Raw genomic sequence first — 18607 nt, 5'->3', positions numbered from 1 at the left:
CCTGATCTGGGACCCAGCACACGAAGCGCCGCGTCAGCGGCACAGCTTGTTTCAGACGGATGCTTCGCGAGGCTGTGCGCTGGATCCCGGGTCGCATTCCGCTTTCGCTGCATGCGCCCGGGAAAGGGCCGCGTTCGAGACACGCGGGCCGGTGCCGAAGCGGCGCGCGGCAACAGCGTCGGATCTCCGCACAGCACCTTGAAAGCGCAGGGATCGAGGCTTTCGTGACGCAGTAAGAGTAGCCCGCACAGGAGAGGGGACCCGCGCTCCTTCAGATTGGCGACTGAGCTTGACCAGACCTCAAACCTGTGTGGCCCGTGGGCAGAGAGGGGGAGACTCGCTTGTGTGCGGCCATTGCCCGCATCCGGAAGCGTTGCGGGCGTAGTGCGCCCCGCAAACTGAGGCAGACTGGGGAGCGCCTGCCCTTCAGGCCCCCAGCACCGTCAGCACATCCCGGGCGGCGCGTTCGCCGTCGAGGGTCGCTCCGCCGACCGTCATGGCGCCGCCGCCGGCCAGCGCCTCGCCGGCGAAGAACACCCGGTTGCCCACCGGCGCGCGCAGGCGGTCGCGCGCCTCCGCGTGGCCCGGGGCCACGATGGAATAGGACCCCTGGGCATGCGGATCCGTCCACCAGGCGATCAACCGCCCCGCCAAGACCGCACCCCGGGCCTTGCTGCCGAGGATCGCGCCCAGGCGCTCGGTCACCAAGGCGACAGCTTCCGCCTCGCCGGCTTGGCATAGATCGCGGGCGCCGTCGCCCCCGAGATTGGCCACCGCCAGGGGACGCCCGAACGGGCCCATCTCGAAGTACAGCGTCGGGCCGCCGCCGGCGATCGAGACCGCGTCGCCGAACGCCGCCGGGTCGATCTTTCCCGGGTCGAGGCGCAGGCCGATCTTGGTGTAGGCGCCCATGTGCAGCCCATCGAGGGCCGTGCGGTGCGCATCGGGGAGGTCGGGGGCGAACCGGAGGGTGCCGCTGTGCAGCACGCCCACCGGCACCGTGACGATCACGGCCGCCGCCGTCAGCGTACCCCGCGCGGTCTCGACCCGGACCTCCGGCCCGGACCAGTCGATCGCCCGCACCGGGCAGCCGAGCATCACCGGCAGGTCGGCGAAGTGGCGCGCCACGAGGTCGCCGTAGCCGTCGACCCACAGGTCGGTGCCGGACCAGAGCCGGTCGTAATCGACCGCCGACACACGCTCGGGATCCTCGCCGAGCGACAGCCGACTCAGCCCCGCGGTGGCCTGCTCGGCCTCGGGTCCGCCCGCCCGGGCTGCTTCGGCGAGCGACGGGTCGCCGCCCTTCGGTTCCAACAGCGCGTCGAGGCCGGAGAAGCCCGCCCGGCGGGCCGCCCGCTCCGCGTCCGTGGCGGGGCGGCCGTCGATCGTGAGGGTGCGCGCCCAACCATCCTCGCGGTTGAATTTGGCGCCAGCCGCCCGAGCGATCGGTGCCCAGGGATTGCGCTCGGCCCAATGGATGTATTCGGCGCCGGCATCGAACGGGCAGTCCGGGCCCAAGGTCCTGTCGGTGAAGGCGCGGCCGCCAATCCGGTCCCGCGCCTCCAGCAGCGTGACGCTCTGGCCGACATCCCTCAGGCGCGCCACCGCCGCCAGACCCGCGGATCCGGCGCCGACGACCACGACGGTGCCGCCACGGGCGCCTGCGCGGAGCGCCGGGGCTGCCAGCAGCGGGGCGGCGAGGATCGAGCGTCGGGTCGGCTGCATGGCGGCTCCTCGGTCAGGGTCCGGAGCCGCCGATCGGGACGCCGCATGTCCCGGCAAGGACGTGAAGCCGTTCTGATCGCGACGTCACAGGATACGATACGCGATCGGACGGACACGGAGAACGGTCGTCCAACCCAGTGCCCTCATCCTGAGGTGCCGAAGCGCAGCGGAGGCCTCGAAGGAGCCCTCCAGGGATCGCAGGGGTTCCCGGAGCCCTCCTTCGAGGCCCGCTTCGCGGTCACCTCAGGATGAGGTTTTGGGTTGGACGACCGCGCTCACCCGCTCGCAACAGGAGCGGGAACGGTCCTCGCCCCTCGGTTCGATATGAGCGTTTGCCTGGACTGCCTCGTTTCGGTGGATCGCGCTAGCCCCGCGCGCCGGGGTTCCCCGAGCGTTTCTCCATCATCGCCTTGACCTGCATCAGCTGGTCCCAGACCTGACCCGGCGAGGTGCCGAAGAAGTCGAAGCTGGCGCTGATCCCCCAATAGATGCCGAGGCAGATCACCGGCACCAGTACCCAGGCGAGAATCTCCTCGCCACGCTTCCGACGGCGTCGGCGCAGGCGGCGCTCCTCCCGCCAAGTCGGCTTCCTCGGGGGCGCCTGCTGCGTGACGGGGGATAGCGGTCCCTCGTGCAGGTTATCGGTCATCGGGCGCCTCCTCGCCGCGGCGCTGTCGCGTCGCTCATAGACCGGCGGCCCCTAGTCCGGAAGGGCGCCGGACGGCGTGCACACCATTAGGCGCGCACGAGTGGCACCTTCGGCACGGTCCGGACGCCGCCGCCCGAACCGCCGCCGCCGCCCTTGTCATCCTTGGGCGTCTTCTTCCGCGCCGCCGTGCGGGGCTTGGCCCGCTTGTGGCGCTTGGCGGCGTTGGTCACGTCGGCTTCGGGCTTGGGCGTGACGGGACCAGCCGGAAAGTCGAAGCCCAGGCTGTCCTTGGCGCCCGCCTTCGCCTCCGCGTCCTCGGGCTTGCGCACCACGACCCGGACCGCGCCACCATCCTTCAGCTTGCCGAACAGAACCTCGTCGGCCAGCGGCGTCTTGATGGTCGACTGGATCAGCCGGGCCATGGGTCGGGCGCCCATCGCGTCGTCGTAGCCGTGCTCCACCAGCCACGCGCGGGCCTCGTCCGAGAGCTCGATCGTGACGTTGCGGTCGGCGAGCTGCGCCTCGAGCTGGAGGACGAACTTGTCCACCACCTTCGCCACAACCTCCTTCGGCAGGTGGCCGAACGAAATGATCGCATCGAGACGGTTGCGGAATTCCGGTGCGAACAGCTTGTTGATCGCCTCGACGTCGTCGCCCGTGCGCTTCGACTGGGTGAAGCCGTAGGCCGACTTCGCCAGGTCCGAGGCGCCCGCGTTCGTGGTCATGATGATGATGACGTTGCGGAAATCGACCTGCTTGCCGTTGTGGTCGGTCAGCTTCCCGTGGTCCATCACCTGCAGCAGGATGTTGAACAGGTCCGGATGCGCCTTCTCGATCTCGTCGAGCAGGAGCACGCAGTGCGGGTGCTGGTCGATCCCGTCGGTCAGCAGGCCGCCCTGGTCGAAGCCCACGTAGCCGGGGGGCGCGCCGATCAGGCGGCTCACCGTGTGGCGCTCCATGTATTCCGACATGTCGAAGCGCAACATCTCGACGCCGAGCGAGGCGGCGAGCTGCTTGGCGGCCTCGGTCTTGCCGACGCCGGTCGGACCCGCGAACAGGTACGAGCCGATCGGCTTGTCCGGGTCGCGCAGGCCGGCCCGGGCCAGCTTGATCGCCGAGGTCAGGGCCTCGATCGCGTTCGGCTGGCCGTAGACCACGCGCTTCAGGTTCTCGGTCAGGTGCTGGAGCACCACCGCGTCGTCCTTGGAGACGGTCTTCGGCGGGATCCGGGCCATCGTGGCGATGGTCGCCTCGATCTCCTTGATGCCGATGGTGCGCTTGCGCCGGGCCTCCGGTACCAGCATCTGCGAGGCGCCGGTCTCGTCGATCACGTCGATCGCCTTGTCGGGCAGCTTGCGGTCGTTGATGTAGCGGGCCGACAGCTCCACCGCGGCCTTCACGGCCTCGGTCGTGTATTTGAGCTTGTGGAACTCCTCGAAATACGGGCGCAGGCCTTTCACGATCTCGATCGTGTCGGGGATCGACGGCTCGTTGACGTCGATCTTCTGGAACCGGCGCACCAGGGCCCGGTCCTTCTCGAAGTACTGACGGTACTCTTTGTAGGTGGTCGAGCCGATGCAGCGCAGGGTGCCGGAGGCCAGGGCAGGCTTCAGCAGGTTCGACGCGTCCATGGCCCCGCCCGAGGTCGCGCCGGCACCGATGACCGTGTGGATCTCGTCGATGAACATGATGGCGTTCGGGTGCGCCTCGATCTCCTTCATCACCTGCTTGAGGCGCTCCTCGAAGTCGCCCCGGTAGCGGGTGCCGGCGAGCAGCGTGCCCATATCGAGGGAGAAGACGGTCGCGTCGGCGAGCACCTCCGGCACCTCGTGCTGGATGATCTTGCGCGCCAGCCCCTCGGCGATCGCGGTCTTGCCGACACCCGGGTCGCCCACCAGCAGCGGGTTGTTCTTCTGCCGGCGGCAGAGCACCTGGATGGTGCGCTGGACCTCGGTCTCGCGGCCGATCAGGGGGTCGATCTTGCCGTCCCGGGCCTTCTTGTTGAGGTTGACGCAATAGGCGTCCAGCGCGTCGCCCTTTTTCTTGGCGCCGCGGGGATCGCCGTCCTCGCTCGGCCGCTCGGCGGCGCTTTCCTCCTCGGCGCCGCGCACGGGCTTCGACTCGGACGCGCCGGGGCGCTTGGCGATGCCGTGGCTGATGTAGTTGACCGCGTCGTAGCGGGTCATGTCCTGCTCCTGCAGGAAGTAGGCGGCGTGGCTCTCGCGCTCGGCGAAGATCGCTACCAGCACGTTCGCCCCGGTCACCTCCTCGCGGCCCGAGGACTGGACGTGGATCACCGCCCGCTGGATCACCCGCTGGAACCCGGCCGTGGGCTTGGCGTCCTGCCGCCCGTCACCGGTGAGGTTGGAGAGCTCGGTGTCGACGTAGTCGATCAGGCTGCGCTTGAGCGTGTCGACCTCGACGTTGCAGGCGCGCATGACCGCGGCGGCATCCTGATCGTCCACGAGGGCGAGCAGGAGGTGCTCCAGCGTCGCGTATTCGTGCCGGCGCTCTCCCGCCAGCGCCAGGGCGCGGTGGAGAGCTTGTTCTAGGCTGCGTGAGAAGCTTGGCAAAGCTGGCCTCTGTCCTTCGTGCCTACCGCGAGCGGCGCCTACTTTTTTTCCATAACGCACTGGAGAGGATGTTGGTGTTTGCGCGCGAAGTCCATGACCTGCGTCACCTTGGTCTCCGCCACCTCGTAGGTGAAGACCCCGCACTCGCCGACCCCGTTCTGATGCACGTGCATCATGATCTGGTAGGCGTCCTCGTGGCTCTTGTTGAAGAACCGCTCGACCACCAGCACGACGAACTCCATCGGCGTGTAGTCGTCGTTCAGGAGCAGCACCCGGTAGAGGCTCGGCCGCTTCGTCCGGGGCTTGGTGCGGGTGATGATCGCCGTGTTGGACCGGTCGTCGCCGCCTGGCGCGCGCGAGCCGGAGGCCGTGACCGGCCGCTTCATCCTCATCGAACGTGCGGTGCCCTGTTGGGGGACCTGTCTCATGTGCGTCGAACCGATCCCTCGATTGGAGCGGGCGTCGCCCATCCTGGCGGGCGAACCTGTCCTGGCCCTGCCCGGAGCAACGCGCGGCTCCGCTGTGGTTAATCTACAGACGGTGAGCCGACTTCGCCAGACGCCTGCGCGCACTTGTCCGTCCCGCTGAGCTTGCGTCTGGCGCACGGCCGCCGCCCCGCTAATGCGTTCGGGGCGGACCGGGGGCCGGCAACCGCAGCAGATCGGCGGCGAGCGCCGTGATCAGGTCGGTGGTCACCGCCGAACGCGCCGACAGGCGGGCTCCGGCCCGCTGGAGATAGGCGGCCTGGACGGCCAGGATCTCGGCCGGGTTGCGGGCCGCGGCGAGCGTTCCGGCCGTGGCGGCGAGGTCGTCGAGGCCCCGCTTGATGGAATCGGACCACTCGATCCCGAGGGTCTGGGCGGCCCGGCCGGTGATCCCGAGCCGCCGCCACGGCGCGCCGAAGCCAATCGGGTTTCGAGGGAACGGGTGGGCGTCGCGTGTCTGCATGGCCGAACTCCCGGCCGCCGCCGGCCGGTCGGGGTCGGGCGGCTTTATCGGATCCGGCACCGACTGTGTGCGCCGCATCCGGCAGCGTCAAGCGGCGGTTCAACGGGAGCGTGGTCGGGCCGCGACGTCCCCCCCTCTCCCCGCCCGCGGGGAGAGGGGCTTTGCGGCCATCGTCGGCGCGGATGGCGATGGATGTATCCGCAAGCCCGCCGGGGGGGAACAGGCGGCCCTCTTCAACCCCCGGCAGAAACGCCAAAACCCGATACGCGCGGCGATCGCATTAACGGGCCTGTAACTGCACTTGCCTAACTCTCCGATGATGCAGCGGGGCCACGCGACCGGCGCCGCTCGGCTCAAGGAACACGACCGGCGCGTGCCGGTCTCGCGAGGCAATCAGGCGTGATGCGTAGCGTAGTAGGCCGCTCCCGGACGATTCCCGCCCTGCCGGCCGCGATCCTGGCCGCCGCGGTTCTCACGACCCTCGCCTCCCCGGCCGATGCCCGGCGCGGGCGGCACCATCACCATGCCCATGCGGCCGGCGGCGGCTACAACCCGCCCTACGCCGCCATGGTGGTCGACGTGAAGAGCGGCAAGACCCTGCACGCGGTCAACGAGGATGCGCTCCGCCATCCGGCCTCGATCACCAAGGTGATGACCCTCTACCTGCTGTTCGAGCAGATGGAGCGCGGCAAGTTCGCCCTCGATTCCGAGCTGACCATCTCGGCCCACGCGGCAGCCCAGGCGCCCTCGAAGCTCGGCCTGCGCCCCGGCCAGACCATCGCGGTCGAGGACGCCATCAAGGCGATCGTGACGAAGTCCGCCAACGACGTGGCCTGCGCCATCGGCGAGAACATCGCGGGCTCCGAGGAGCGCTTCGCCCAGATGATGACCGCCAAGGCCCATGCGCTCGGCATGAGCCGGACGCACTACGCCAACGCCTCGGGCCTGCCCGATCCCGACCAGCTCACCACGGCCCGCGACCTGACCGTTCTGGCCCGGGCGATCCAGGACCGCTTCCCCCATTATTACCGCTACTTCCAGACCCGGTCCTTCGCGTTTCGCGGCCGGGTGATCGGCAACCACAACCACCTGCTCGGCAACGTCGAGGGCGTGGACGGGATCAAGACCGGCTATACCCGGGATTCCGGCTTCAACCTGATGACCGCCGCGAAGTCCGAGGGGCGCCAGATCGTGGCGATCGTCCTCGGGGGCAAGTCGGGCGCGAGCCGCGACCGGATCATGGTCGATCTCGTGCGCAGCAGCCTGCCCCGGGCCTACGCCGGCGTGCGGACCGCGCCGCCCGTCACCGAGGTCGCCGAGCGCGCCCGCCCGGCGGTGGTGGCCGACGCGGTGTCGCGGACCCGCACGCAGGTCGCCGACGCGGACGACGAGGATGTCGAGACCACCGGCACCACCGGCGAGCCCCTCGACCTCTCGCCCAAAGGCACCACGACGACGCCCGGCGGCAAGGTCCCGCTCGAGACCTGGAAGACCGGTCCCCAGGGGATCCCGAAATCCGCCCAGGCCTATGCCGGCGCGACCAGCAGCGCCCAGGCGCCCTTCCCCGGCGCGAGCAAGTCGACGGCGCGCGTCGCCTCGTTGGAGCGGGACGAGCCGCCGAAGGCGGTCTCCGGCGCCCGGGTCGTACCGACCGCCTGGGTGATCCAGCTCGGCGCCATGGACGACGAGACCAAGGCCCGCTCGATGCTCTCGGAGGCCCGCGCCAAGGTCGGCAGCAGCCTGTCCAAGGCCGCGCCTTACACCGTCAAGGTCGAGCACGGCGGCACGACACTGTTCCGCGCCCGCTTCTCGGGCTTCGCCGAGCAGGATTCCGCCCAGGAGGCCTGCACGGCCCTGAAGCGCAGCGGCTACAGCTGCTTCGCCACCCGGAGCTGAGCCGACGACCTAGCCCTTCGCGCCGCGGCGCTGTTCCCGCCGCGGCCGAGACCCTCATCCTCTGACAACGCGCGTGGAGTATCAGCGATGTCGGTTCAGAAGCCTGTCCCGGGCGGCGTTGACGCGCGCCGCTCCCTCGGCGCTGCCCCCCTGGTCGGGGTGGGCGCGCTTCATCAGCGACCGGTGGGCCGTCCGGATCTGCTCAGCGGTCGCCCCGCGCTGAAGCCCCAGGATCTCGTACGCCTCCTCCTGCGTCATCGCCCCTGGGTTCGGCGGGCGGCGCGCCCCCGGGTTGCGATCACGCTCAGCGTCTACACGCCATCCGGGCGCCCGGCGGTCGAGATACGGCTCTAGCAGGGCCACGCCCATCGGATCGCGCGCGCGGCAGAGCCGCAGCAGACCGACCACCGTCTCGGTCGGCATGGTGTCGATCCACGCTCCGGCCAGGGGGCCCACGGTCACGCGGCCGGTGCGCAGGCTGCCGTCCGGCCGCAGATGGGCCTCGATCAGCGTCGTGCGGAAGCGGCGGTCCTGGGACCCGTAGGACTCCGGCGCGCGCGCGGGCGTCTCGGCCGACGGGGGATTTCGGGGATCCCGGGGGTTCCGGGGCTCGTCGGCTTTCCCCGGGCGGATCATGCGGCGCAGCCGGGCCGTCATCGAGTCCTGCCCCTCGATCATCCAGACGCCGCTCAGGCCGAGCAGGGCCGCCAGGACGAGGTTGCCGTGCAGCAACAGGAAGCCGCCGGCCAGCAGCGACACCGCGCCGAGCGCGCGCGTCTGGGATCCGCCGGTCGCGGCGCCGACACCCTGGCCGAGGGCCCGCTTCAGGCGGCGGCCCAGGCCGTTGCCGTTCTTGGACAGCCACCAGAGCGTCAGGCATGCGAGCAGGCCGGCGAACAGCGCCATGCTCAGCGCCGCACGCTGGTCTCGGCCGACGTCCGGCCGCCGATCCGGACCGTCGTGCCGTTGCCGAGGTCGTAGGTCCCGTCCCGGCGCGCCGGTGCGGGGCGGGCGTCCGTGCAGCCGGGCTGCGGCGGCAGCCGCACACCCTCGGGCAAATTCTCCGGGCAGAGGCGCGCGCGCGACGGCTGCTCGGCGGCAGGGGCGGCGCCATTGGTCAGCGCCAGGACGAGGGCGAGGCGGCCGAGAGCCGTGCCCGAACGCGTTGCCCGCAGGATACGAACGCTTGCGGCAGAGCGCGACGGACGCCCTCTCCCGTGCGGGCTACGAAGGTCATACGTCTCTCTCGGAGAAGAGAGCGAGAACCGCGCGTCTCCCTCCCCCCTCTGCGGGGGAGGGTGGCCCCCGAAGGGGGTCGGGAGAGGGGAGCGCCGGCGCAGAAGGAAGCGCAAGCCTTCATGAAGGTCGAGCCCTGTCCTGAAGCCGGGCTCCCCTCTCCCGACCCCTGCTGACGCATGGGCCACCCTCCCCCGCAAAGGGGGGAGGGAGAGACGCGCCTCGTTCGGGAAACGCGGCGTCCCCGTGTCGTGCACCCTGTGCATCGCCTCCGGTACACGCCAGCACGCCCCGGCAGGGTCTTCGGGCGAACTCACCCAACTCCCCACATCCTGAGGTGACCACGTCAGCGGGCCTCGAAGGCGGGCGCCAGGGAACGCGCGACCTCTGGAGGGCTCCTTCGAGGCCTCCGCTCCGCTCCGGCACCTTAGGATGAGGGGGGTGGATTGGATAGCCGCTCCGAGGCCTTCCGGTCTTGTATCGTGAGCCGTGCGCATCACCGTCGGGAACGGCTCCCAGTCTCTGTTCCGACGCGATTCGTCGCGCCGAACCGGTATCCGCTCGGGCGGAGAGCGCTCTGGTCTGCTCACTGGCGATTCTCCGCCACGTCGGTCGTGGTGATCCGGACCTGCCGGACCCGGCCGTCGCGCTCGACCCTGAGGGTCACCGCCGCGCCGAGACCCGCCTCCTCGATCGCCGCGGTGAGATCGGCGAGGCGATGGACCGAATTGCCGTTCGCCTCGACGATCACGTCTCCGAGATCCCCGGTCTGCGGGTCGACGCCGCGCAGACCGGCCGAAGCGGCGGGCGAGCCGGGCAGGACCCGCACGATCACCACCCCATCGATGCCGAGCCGCGCGGTGGCGGCCTCCTGGGCTGCGATGATGCCGATGCCTGGATTGCGCACCCGGCCGGCCTTGATCAACTGCGGCACAATCCGGTTGACCACATCCACCGGGATCGCGAAGCCGATGCCGGCGCTCGCCCCCGAGGGCGACACGATCGCGGTGTTGACGCCGATCAACCGGCCCGCGGAATCGAGCAGCGGGCCGCCGGAATTGCCGGGGTTGATCGCCGCGTCGGTCTGGATGACGCCCGAAACCTCCCGCCCCTCGCTGGTCGGCATCCGCCTGCGGACCGCGCTGACGACGCCGGTGGTCAGGGTGTGGTCGAGGCCGAATGGGTTGCCGATCGCGAAGGTCGATTGCCCGACCTTGAGGTCCGCCGAGGTGCCGATCGCCAGCGGCGGCGGCATATGCGTCACGCGGCCGAGCCGCAGGACCGCGAGGTCGTAGGACGGCGCCAGTCCGACGAGGCTCGCCGATACCACCGTGCCGTCGCTCAAGCGAACCGAGACGGAGCCGCCGCCCTGCGCGGCGTTCTGCACCACGTGGGTGTTGGTGACGATGTGGCCGGCCCCGTCCCAGACGAAGCCGGTGCCGGTCTGCGTGCCGCCGCCCTGCTCGCCGCCCTCGTCGTCGAGGTCGAGGAGGTCGCGGTTCTGAGCCGCGCCCTGCGCGAAGACGTGGACCACCGACGGGCTCGCCTGCTCGAACAGCCGGATCGTGGCCTGCTCGGACTGCGCGAGATCGCCGCGGGCGGTCACGGCCCGGGGCGTGTCCGCGGAATAGAGCAGTGGCTGCAGGTAGGGCTGGGCCACGTAGAGCGCCAGCAGGACGAGGACCGCGGCGAGCACGAAGCGCACGGTACGATCCGGCACGGATGTCTCCGAGAGGAAGCCGGAGGTCAGCCCCGGCGGGCGCGGGTCTTAAGTGCGCGTTCAGGATCGAAGCGTCAACACAGAGGCGTGCCGCCGCCAGCGGGCCCTGGACGTGTTCTGGCGCACGCAGGTGGGTGGAACGAACTGGCTAACGGAATGGTCATCATTCGAGAGCCACAATTCTCGCAAGTTCTCGGCAGACCGTACGCGCTCAATACGGATTGGGAAAACGTGACCGCTGCGTCCATCGTGCCTTCGCGGGGGATGCTGGTTTCGGAAACCGCCCGAATTGATCGCAAAGCCGCCGCAGAGATGCTTGCTTTGACGCTCAGACCTTCAAACCCCGCCGTCCTCCGGCTTGTGCCGGCGACGGGGATCTGAACGGTCGCACACGGTTCGGAAGGACGAGGACTCATGGAAACCGAAGCTCTGGAACGGCCCGCCGATCTGACGATCTGGCGCACGGCCCCGGCCAGCGCCCCGCTGGCGCAGCCCGAGCGGTTCAATACCCTGCGCGAGGCGATCAAGGCCGCCGCCGGCGCGCTCAGCGACCCCGCCAAGCAGCCCTGGATCATCACCGAGGAGGGCGAGATCCTCTCCCCGAACTGGATCCGCACCTACCTGAACTGACGGCGTCCGATCGCCGAGCGCGGGGATACCGGGGATAGGGGTACAGGCCCCGCCCCGGCCTCGTGAAGTTCCGACCCCCAGCCTCGTCAAGGGGTCTCGCCGAACGCGTGACCCAGGATCGGCGCCCCCCCCAGGCTCATGACGCGCCCCTTTCCCGGACAGGTGGCGCGTCAGCGGAACCCGATCCGGGATCCGGCACGAAAAGCGCCGCGCCAGCGGCTCAGGCTGTTTCACGCTGACGCTTTCGCGACGTCGGGTGCTGGATCCCGGCTCGCATTCCGCCGTCGCTGCATGCGCCCCGGGAAAGGGACGGGGCGGAACCAGCCGAACGCGGCGTTGCCGGATCTCTGTCCAAGACCCTGGAGAATCCGGCTCAAACCGTTCCCACCCCGCGGCGACGGATTGCCGCGACGGCGAGCGGCGCCTCCCGCCCGCGCAGGGCATGGGTACCGAGATCCTCCGCCACGAGATTGCCAGGCAGCGGTCCGATCCGGTCGAGCAGATCGGCCGAGGCCAGCACGTGGACGCCCAGCGTCTTGGACAGGGCCTCCAGCCGCGCGGTCGTGTTCACCGCGTCGCCGAAATACGCGATCTTGTGCCGCTCCAGCCCGATCTCGGCGGTGACCACCGGGCCGCAATGCAGCGCCGCCCGGAATTCCGGCACCTGGCCGAAGCGGTTTCGCCACGCCTCGGCATCGGCGGCGAGGCGGGCTTCGAAATCGAAGACGCACCGCAGGCAGGCGGCATTGCGCGTGCCACGCTCCATCGTCCAGGTCACCAGCGCCAGGTCGCCGATGTAATCGTCGATCGAGCCCCGGGCCCGCGAAACCGGCAGCGCCAGGGCGTTGAAGATCTGGCCGAGATAGGCCTGCGCCGCCTCGTCGCCGCGCCGGTCGGCGAAGCGCGTCGAGCCGGTCACGTCGAGGAACAGGAAGATCCGCTCCTCGCGGATCGGCCGGTGATAGCGCCCGATCAGGAGATTGGCGAACACCCCCGGCCCGATCAGGTCGCGGACGCGGAACACGAAGGCCATCACCGCCGAGATGGCGAGCGCGTAGACGAGGCCGGTATCGGTCATCAGCATCGCGTTCCGTTCGCTGTACATGAAGCGGAACAGACGGTTGAGCACGGTGCTCGCCAGCGCGTTCCCGGCCACGATCAGCGCGATGTAGAGTGCCACGGTGGCGAGCAGGAACAGCGGCGAGGCCAGCCCCCGGATCCGTTCCCGCAGGGCCGGCACCAGCAGCCGGCGCTCGTACAGCATGATCGGCGTGCCGATGATCGCGCCGCGGATCGCCGCGCCGGTCAGTGGACCGACATCGAAGAGCGACCCGTAGAGCAGGCCCGCGAGCGCGCCGAGCGCGGGGGCGACGAGGACGAACCAGGGTGGCCGGAACCCCATCGGCCCGGCCGCCGCCGTGATCCTCAATCCAGCCGCAGGGCGTGGACCGAGAACAGGCCCTCCGCATCCGTCCAGACCTGGATCCAGCGCCAGCCGGCGCGCTCGGCCAGCGCCCGGAAGGTCTCGGGCGTATACTTGTAGCTGCTCTCCGTGTGGATCGTCTCGCCGGCCGCGAACGCGAAGGTGTCCGAGCCCACCGCCACGTCCTGCGCGTCCCGGGCGACGAGGTGCATCTCGATCCGCGAGGCTTGCGGGTTGAACACCGCCCGGTGGCTGAAGGCGTCGAGGTCGAAGCGGCCCGCAAGCTCGCGGTTGATCCGGGTCAGCAGGTTGAGGTTGAACGCCGCGGTGACGCCCGCGGCATCGTCGTAGGCGGTCTCCAGGGTGGCGGCGTCCTTCACGAGGTCGACGCCCACGATCATGTGAGCCCCCGACCCCAGGATCCGCCCGAACCGCGCCAGCAGCGCCTCGGCCTCCTCGGGCTCGAAATTGCCGATGGTCGAGCCCGGGAAGAAGCCCGCCCGGGGCAGGCCCGCGAGGCTCTCGGGCAGGTCGAAATCCCGGGTGAAGTCGGCCACCACCGGCTCGACGCGGAGATGCGGAAAGTCAACGCTCAAGGTCTCGGCCTGCGCGCAGAGAAACTCGCCGGAGACGTCCACCGGCACGTAGGCCGCGAGCTTGTCGAGGTGCCGCAGCAGGCGGCGCAGCTTCACCGTCGAGCCGCTGCCGAACTCGACCAGGGCGGCGCCCGCGGGCAGCAGCGCGGCGATCTCCGGCCCGCGACCGTCCAGGATCCCGATCTCGGTGCGGGTCGGGTAGTATTCCGGCAGCCGGGTGATCTTCTCGAACAGGTCCGAGCCGGCGGTATCGTAGAAGTACTTTGGCGAGAGGGCCTTCTGCGGGCGGGACAGGCCTTCGCGCACGTCGTCCAGGAAGGCCGGGGCGACCGGGGTCGGGTCGGAAAAGGTCGGGTTGATGGTCACGGGTCGCTCCGGGGCGCGTCAGGCGGCGTCGGCGAGGCGCAGGCCGGTGAACTGCCAGCGCTGGTGCGGATAGAAGAAGTTGCGGTACGGCAGCCGGGCATGGCCCTCGGGCGTCGCCACCGACGAGCCGCGCAGCACGAACTGGTTGTTCATGAACTTGCCGTTGTACTCGCCCAGGGCGCCCGGCAGCGGCCGGTAGCCCGGATAGGCGACGTAGGCGCTGCGGGTCCATTGCCAGACGAGGCCGAAGGCGTCCGGCAGGCCGCCGTCCCGGGCCGCGACTTCCCACTCGAACTCGGTCGGCAGGAAGCGCCCGGTCCAGCGGGCATAGGCGTCGGCCTCGTAGTAGCTGATGTGCGTGACCGGCGCGTCGGGGTCCACCGGGCGCGCGCCGCCGAGCGTCATGGTGGCCCAGCCGTCGCCGTCCCGGCGCCAGTAGCCTGGGGCCTCCCAGCCCTCGGCGGGACCGGCATACCAGCCGTCCGAGAGCCACAGCTCGGGCTTGGCGTAGCCGCCATCCTCCATGAAGGCGAGCCATTGGCGATTGGTCACCAGCGCCCGGTCGATCCGGCCGGGCTGGATCAGCGTCTCGTGGCGGGGCGATTCATTGTCGAAGGAGAAGCCCGACCCCTCGTGCCCGATCCAGGCGATGCCCCGGTCGAGACGGGTCTGACCCGGCTGCGCGGCCGCCTTCGGGAAACGCCAGTCCGGGTCGTAGGCCGGGTTCAGCGGGTTCTGCGCGAAGGCGTGCAGGATGTCGGTGAGCAGGAGTTCCTGGTGCTGCTGCTCGTGGTAGAGCCCGATCTCGAGGATCGGCAGCAGCGCCTCAAGGGCGTGCTCGGAGGCTTGGCCCAGCAGGGCCTCGACGGCCCGGTCGATATGAGCCCGGTAGGCCGTGACCTCCGCGAGGGTCGGGCGGGTGATCATGCCCCGCTGGATCCGCGGCTGGCGCGGCCCGGCCGCCACGTAGTACGAGTTGAACAGGTAGTGCAGGCGCTGATCGTAAATCGCGTAGCCCGGCAGGTGCTCGCGCAGCAGGAACTGCTCGAAGAACCACGTCACGTGGGCCCGATGCCACTTGGTCGGGCTGGCATCCGCCATGGATTGGACCTGCTGGTCCTCCGCGGAGAGCGGGGCTGCCCGACGCTCGGTCTCGCCCCGAACCTGCCGGTAGGCGGCGATCCAGGCGGTCCGGTCGATCGGACGCGCCGAGACGGGCGGCGGCGGGAAGGCCGGCGCCCCGGTCTTGCGTGTGTCGTCCGTGCGCAGTGCGGCCGTCGCTGCCATGACGATCGTCCTCTTTTTCCGGCCGTCCCAAGTACCGCTTCGTCGGTCCCGGGTTGGCGCGCAGAAGATATGTCTTGGCCGTGGTCAGACAACCTCCACCGGAGGCGACCAACCGGCCGATGCGGGCGGCCCTTCTCGGTGCCCCTGTCTTCGCCGCTGGGGCGCTGCGGTTAACGCGACGGATTGGGGATCGCGGGTCTTTCTGTCGCCGCAGTCAGGCTGCCTTAACCAGCGATGCCGATTCTCGGGAGCCTCGCGAGGAGTCCGGACGTCACATGCGGATCGATCTGATGGCCGGGGCCAGCATCTCTGCCGCGGCTCTGCGCAGCGCCGCCGAGCCGACCATTCTCGTGTTCGATTCCGGGCTCGGCGGCCTCACCGTGCTCGACGCCGTGCGGCGCGCCCGGCCGGATGCCCGCTACGTCTATGTCGGCGACGATGCCGCCTTCCCGTACGGCCGGCTCACCGAGGCGGCCGTCGTCGCCCGGGTGCTCGCCGTGATGGAGCGGCTGGTCGCGACCCACCGCCCCGACCTCGTGGTGATCGCCTGCAACACCGCCTCGACCGTGGTGCTCCCCGCCCTGCGGCAGCGCTTCACGACTCCGTTCGTCGGCGTGGTGCCGCCGATCAAGCCGGCCGCCGCGGCCACGCGCTCGCGGCTCGTCTCCCTGCTGGCGACTCCCGGGACGGTCGCCCGCTCCTATACCCGAGACCTGATCGCCACCTACGCCGGCGCCAGCACCGTCACCCTGATCGGCGCCCGGAACCTCGCCGGCTACGCCGAGGCCGAGCTTGCGGGCGCCCCCGTGGACGATGCCGCCCTCGCGGCCGAGATCGCGCCCTGCTTCGTCACCGCGGGGGACGGGCGGCGCACCGACGTGGTCTGCCTCGCCTGCACCCACTATCCGCTGCTGCTGCCCCGCCTCGAAGCCCTCGCGCCCTGGCCCGTGACCTGGATCGATCCGGCGCCCGCCATCGCCCGGCGCGTCATGCAATTGCTCGGCTCCGCGCCCCGGGAGGCGGAGCGGCACGGCGCCGCGCAAGGAGACACCCACGCCGCCGCCCACGGGGCCTTCACCGCCGGGACCTGCCTGACCGAGCCCCTGCGCGTGGCGCTGGCGGCCCACGGGATCGGCGAGGTCGCCGTCGAGGCGATCCCGCTGCGGCTGCAATAGGCCGGTCCCGCTTGCGGCCTGACGAGTTCGTGAGATCTGTCTCCGTGGCTTGCAACGCCGGTGAATGCAGTCTCTGATCGCGCCGATTCGGCGGGATATCTGCATTCGGGAGACATCGTCATGCTGAGAGCTTCAGCGCTTGCGGCCGTGCTGGTCCTCGGGCTGGCACCGATCGGCCCCGCCCGGGCCTGCGGCGACGGCGAGGCACCGACCGCCTGCGACGATCCGAGCCCGAACGGGTTCGCCTCCTGGATGCTGGGGCGGGTCGATCACGCGCTCGCCGCCGACAAGGCCCGGGCGCTTCAGGACTTCACCGACGGAACCCGGGGCTTCCGCACCGCCGACACCTACGTGTTCTGCGTTGGGCCGGACGGCATCATGTCGGCCCACCCGAACCCGATCCTGAAGGGGCACGACGTCCGCGACCTGCACGACAGCACGGGCAACCACTTCATCCGGACCATGATGGAGACCGCCAAGCCCGGACAGATCTCGGTGATCCGCTACCTGTTCCCGAAGCCCGGCAGCACCATCGAGGAGCCCAAGACCACGTACTTCACCAAGGCCGGTGATCAGACCTGCGCGGTCGGCGTGTACGACGCCGACGTGGCGGCGCCCGAGGCGGCGACGGCGGACGGCCGGGTCGCCCAGCTCCGCCAGCGGCTCGACGGCGTGATCCCGACGAGCGCCCGGGCAGACTGGACCGCCTTCCTCGAAGCGCTCAACGCGCAAGGGGCCGAGAAGGCCACGGCGATCGCCCAGGCGCGGCGCGAGCTGACCGCGGCGGCGACCGCCCTCGACAAGGCCGGCGCCCCCCGGAAGACGGGCGAGTGAGATCCGGGATGCGGCCGCGCTACCGCTGCGGGCCGTGAAGAGCGGCCGGCGCCGCCTTGACCGGATCCGCGGAGGCGTCGGCGGGCACGACCATGTGGACGAACAGCATGCCGGCGGCGACGATCAGCGCGAGCGCCAGGATGCGCCAGGGTTCCAGGATCGGCCCCTGCAGGTTGTTCGTGTCGCCCGGCATCGCGTCCTCGTTCCGGCCTCTGAGGCTCGGATGGGACACCCGGAGGATGAACGCTTCGTAAATCTCGAGGCCGCTGCCGTTCGCGATACCCCGCGGCCGCAGGAGGCTCGGGGGCCCTCTTCCGTGTGGAAAAGAGGCTGTTCGCCCTGACAGCCGGGTGAGGGATGGGACCGCTCGGGACGGGGGGCGCCCTGTCGGTGCCCCGATCGCCGCGAACACGTCCGGGGCGGATACCGCGCGCAAAAAAGCCCGGCGCGAGGCCGGGCTTGAAGTCTTCGTTTGCACGAGGGTAGTTCGACGGCTCCGGTGCCGGCGGCACCGGGGCCGTCTTCCGATCGCCAATGGTGATCAGAAGTCGCGCTGGACGCGGAAGCGGATCTGGGCGACCGAGTCCTGTGTGGCGGTGGCCACGGCAAAGGTGCCGTTGTTGATGCCGGCGATGTTCGAATAGGCAGTCGGGCTCTTGTCGAGGTCGACCGCCCGGCCGCTCTTCAGGCCGCTCTGCGTGTAGAAGCCCTCCACGCCGATGTCGAGATCCTTGACCGGAGACCAGATCAGGCTCGCACCGGCGATGAACTGGTAGGTGTCGCGCAGCGCCTGGCTGAGCTGGAAGAACCGGGTGCCGGGCGTGCCGACGGCGTTCGAGCCGAACGGGTTGCTGCCGGCCAGATTGCTCACGAGCGTGTAGGCAGCGCCCTGGGCGAGGCGGGCGCCGTTGGAGAAGTTCTGCTCGCCGTAGGAGCCGAAGAAGGCCGAGCGCCATTCCGGCGTCCAGTAGTGCAGGTACGAGGCGACGGCCGTGAAGCTCGTCGAGGTCTGCAACTGCCCGGTGAACGGGTTGATGGAAGCGTCGGAGAAGTACTGGGCGAACTTCTGGCCCTGGATGGTCGTGGTGCTCTGCGTGTACGAGCCGGTGTAGTTGGAATACCCGGTGTAGAGCTGCGCACCGTCGGCGTAGGCGCCCTGCAGGTAGAACGAGTCGCCCGGGGCGATGAACGGCGTGTTGATCTTCAGGCCGCCCTGCACCGCCCAGCCCTGGACGTTGCTGGTATGCGCAGGCGCCACGATGTTGCCGGTGCCGGTGCTTGCGGCGGTGGACAGATCACCGACGTTCAGCTCGTGGGTCGCGGCGGAGAGCTGGGCCGAACCCCAGGCCTGGTCGAGGCGCACGACGCCGACGAAGTCGGGCAGACGCTCGCGTTCGATGCTGTCGACGTTGCCGTAGCGCGTCGGGACGCCGTTGGTGAAGCCGACGAAGACCGGGGTCGGCTGGTTGGTCACGCCGAAGTTCGACACGCTGCCGGAGCTGACGGTCGCACCCACATTGAACGGCGAGAAGATCGGGCTGCGGCGGAA

17 protein-coding genes are annotated in these 18607 nt (G+C 70.2%); 4 read left to right on the top strand and 13 right to left on the bottom strand.

The window, feature by feature from the left end:
- Positions 1-426: 426 nt before the first annotated feature.
- From MKK75_RS34805 to phaP, 5 genes are all read right to left on the bottom strand, one after another.
- The gene (locus MKK75_RS34805) at positions 427-1725 is read right to left on the bottom strand and encodes a flavin monoamine oxidase family protein (protein WP_244047033.1); all 1299 of its coding nucleotides are present in this window, start codon (positions 1723-1725) and stop codon (positions 427-429) included.
- A gap of 364 nt (positions 1726-2089) precedes the next feature.
- Positions 2090-2374, bottom strand: coding sequence for a hypothetical protein (locus MKK75_RS34800; RefSeq protein ID WP_244047032.1), 285 nt, complete (start codon positions 2372-2374; stop codon positions 2090-2092).
- Between the two features lie 86 nt (positions 2375-2460).
- Positions 2461-4947 carry an ATP-dependent Clp protease ATP-binding subunit ClpA gene (clpA, locus tag MKK75_RS34795; protein WP_244047031.1) on the bottom strand — a complete coding sequence of 829 codons (2487 nt, stop codon included), beginning with the start codon at positions 4945-4947 and terminating at the stop codon, positions 2461-2463.
- Between the two features lie 38 nt (positions 4948-4985).
- Positions 4986-5333: an ATP-dependent Clp protease adapter ClpS gene (clpS, locus tag MKK75_RS34790; protein WP_244047030.1), complete on the bottom strand. Its 348-nt coding sequence runs from the start codon at positions 5331-5333 to the stop codon at positions 4986-4988.
- Positions 5334-5565: 232 nt separating this feature from the next.
- Positions 5566-5895 (bottom strand): TIGR01841 family phasin, encoded by a 330-nt coding sequence (phaP, locus tag MKK75_RS34785; protein WP_244047029.1) that lies wholly within the window; start codon positions 5893-5895, stop codon positions 5566-5568.
- Between the two features lie 402 nt (positions 5896-6297).
- Here phaP and MKK75_RS34780 point away from each other — a divergent pair, with 402 nt between their 5' ends.
- Positions 6298-7791, top strand: a complete 1494-nt coding sequence (locus tag MKK75_RS34780) for a serine hydrolase (RefSeq protein ID WP_244047028.1) — start codon at positions 6298-6300, stop codon at positions 7789-7791.
- 81 nt (positions 7792-7872) lie between these two features.
- Here the strand turns inward: MKK75_RS34780 and MKK75_RS34775 are convergent, their stop codons facing one another.
- From MKK75_RS34775 to MKK75_RS34765, 3 genes are all read right to left on the bottom strand, one after another.
- On the bottom strand, positions 7873-8697 hold the full coding sequence (locus MKK75_RS34775) for a J domain-containing protein (protein ID WP_244047027.1): 825 nt from the start codon (positions 8695-8697) through the stop codon (positions 7873-7875).
- Between the two features lie 2 nt (positions 8698-8699).
- A complete protein-coding gene (locus MKK75_RS34770) occupies positions 8700-8849 on the bottom strand; it encodes a hypothetical protein (RefSeq protein ID WP_244047026.1) in 150 nt (49 codons plus the stop codon).
- 764 nt (positions 8850-9613) lie between these two features.
- Entirely contained in the window at positions 9614-10747 is a 1134-nt protein-coding gene (locus tag MKK75_RS34765) for a S1C family serine protease (protein ID WP_244047025.1), read from the bottom strand.
- A gap of 414 nt (positions 10748-11161) precedes the next feature.
- On the opposite strand from MKK75_RS34765, the gene MKK75_RS34760 reads away from it, so the two are divergent.
- The gene (locus tag MKK75_RS34760; RefSeq protein ID WP_244047024.1) at positions 11162-11377 is read left to right on the top strand and encodes a hypothetical protein; all 216 of its coding nucleotides are present in this window, start codon (positions 11162-11164) and stop codon (positions 11375-11377) included.
- Positions 11378-11750: 373 nt separating this feature from the next.
- On the opposite strand, the gene MKK75_RS34755 is transcribed toward MKK75_RS34760, so the two are convergent.
- The 3 genes from MKK75_RS34755 to egtB are packed head-to-tail and all read right to left on the bottom strand — an operon-like array spanning position 11751 to position 15049.
- Positions 11751-12779: an adenylate/guanylate cyclase domain-containing protein gene (locus MKK75_RS34755; protein ID WP_244047023.1), complete on the bottom strand. Its 1029-nt coding sequence runs from the start codon at positions 12777-12779 to the stop codon at positions 11751-11753.
- 23 nt (positions 12780-12802) lie between these two features.
- Complete coding sequence (gene egtD / locus MKK75_RS34750) at positions 12803-13762, bottom strand: L-histidine N(alpha)-methyltransferase (RefSeq protein ID WP_244047022.1); 960 nt, start codon at positions 13760-13762, stop codon at positions 12803-12805.
- An 18-nt stretch (positions 13763-13780) separates the two neighbouring features.
- A complete protein-coding gene (egtB, locus tag MKK75_RS34745; RefSeq protein WP_244047021.1) occupies positions 13781-15049 on the bottom strand; it encodes an ergothioneine biosynthesis protein EgtB in 1269 nt (422 codons plus the stop codon).
- Between the two features lie 275 nt (positions 15050-15324).
- Here egtB and murI point away from each other — a divergent pair, with 275 nt between their 5' ends.
- A complete protein-coding gene (gene murI / locus MKK75_RS34740; RefSeq protein WP_244047020.1) occupies positions 15325-16224 on the top strand; it encodes a glutamate racemase in 900 nt (299 codons plus the stop codon).
- A 120-nt stretch (positions 16225-16344) separates the two neighbouring features.
- Positions 16345-17058, top strand: coding sequence for a cache domain-containing protein (locus MKK75_RS34735; protein ID WP_244047019.1), 714 nt, complete (start codon positions 16345-16347; stop codon positions 17056-17058).
- A 19-nt stretch (positions 17059-17077) separates the two neighbouring features.
- Here the strand turns inward: MKK75_RS34735 and MKK75_RS34730 are convergent, their stop codons facing one another.
- Entirely contained in the window at positions 17078-17251 is a 174-nt protein-coding gene (locus MKK75_RS34730) for a hypothetical protein (RefSeq protein WP_244047018.1), read from the bottom strand.
- A 348-nt stretch (positions 17252-17599) separates the two neighbouring features.
- A partial coding sequence (locus tag MKK75_RS34725; RefSeq protein WP_244047017.1) for a porin occupies positions 17600-18607 on the bottom strand: 1008 nt, incomplete at its 5' end.

The organism is Methylobacterium sp. J-030 (assembly GCF_022829545.1).
GTDB lineage: Bacteria > Pseudomonadota > Alphaproteobacteria > Rhizobiales > Beijerinckiaceae > Methylobacterium.
The sequence above is the reverse complement of the archived record's forward strand: the minus strand, read 5'-3'. Positions and strand labels throughout refer to the sequence as shown.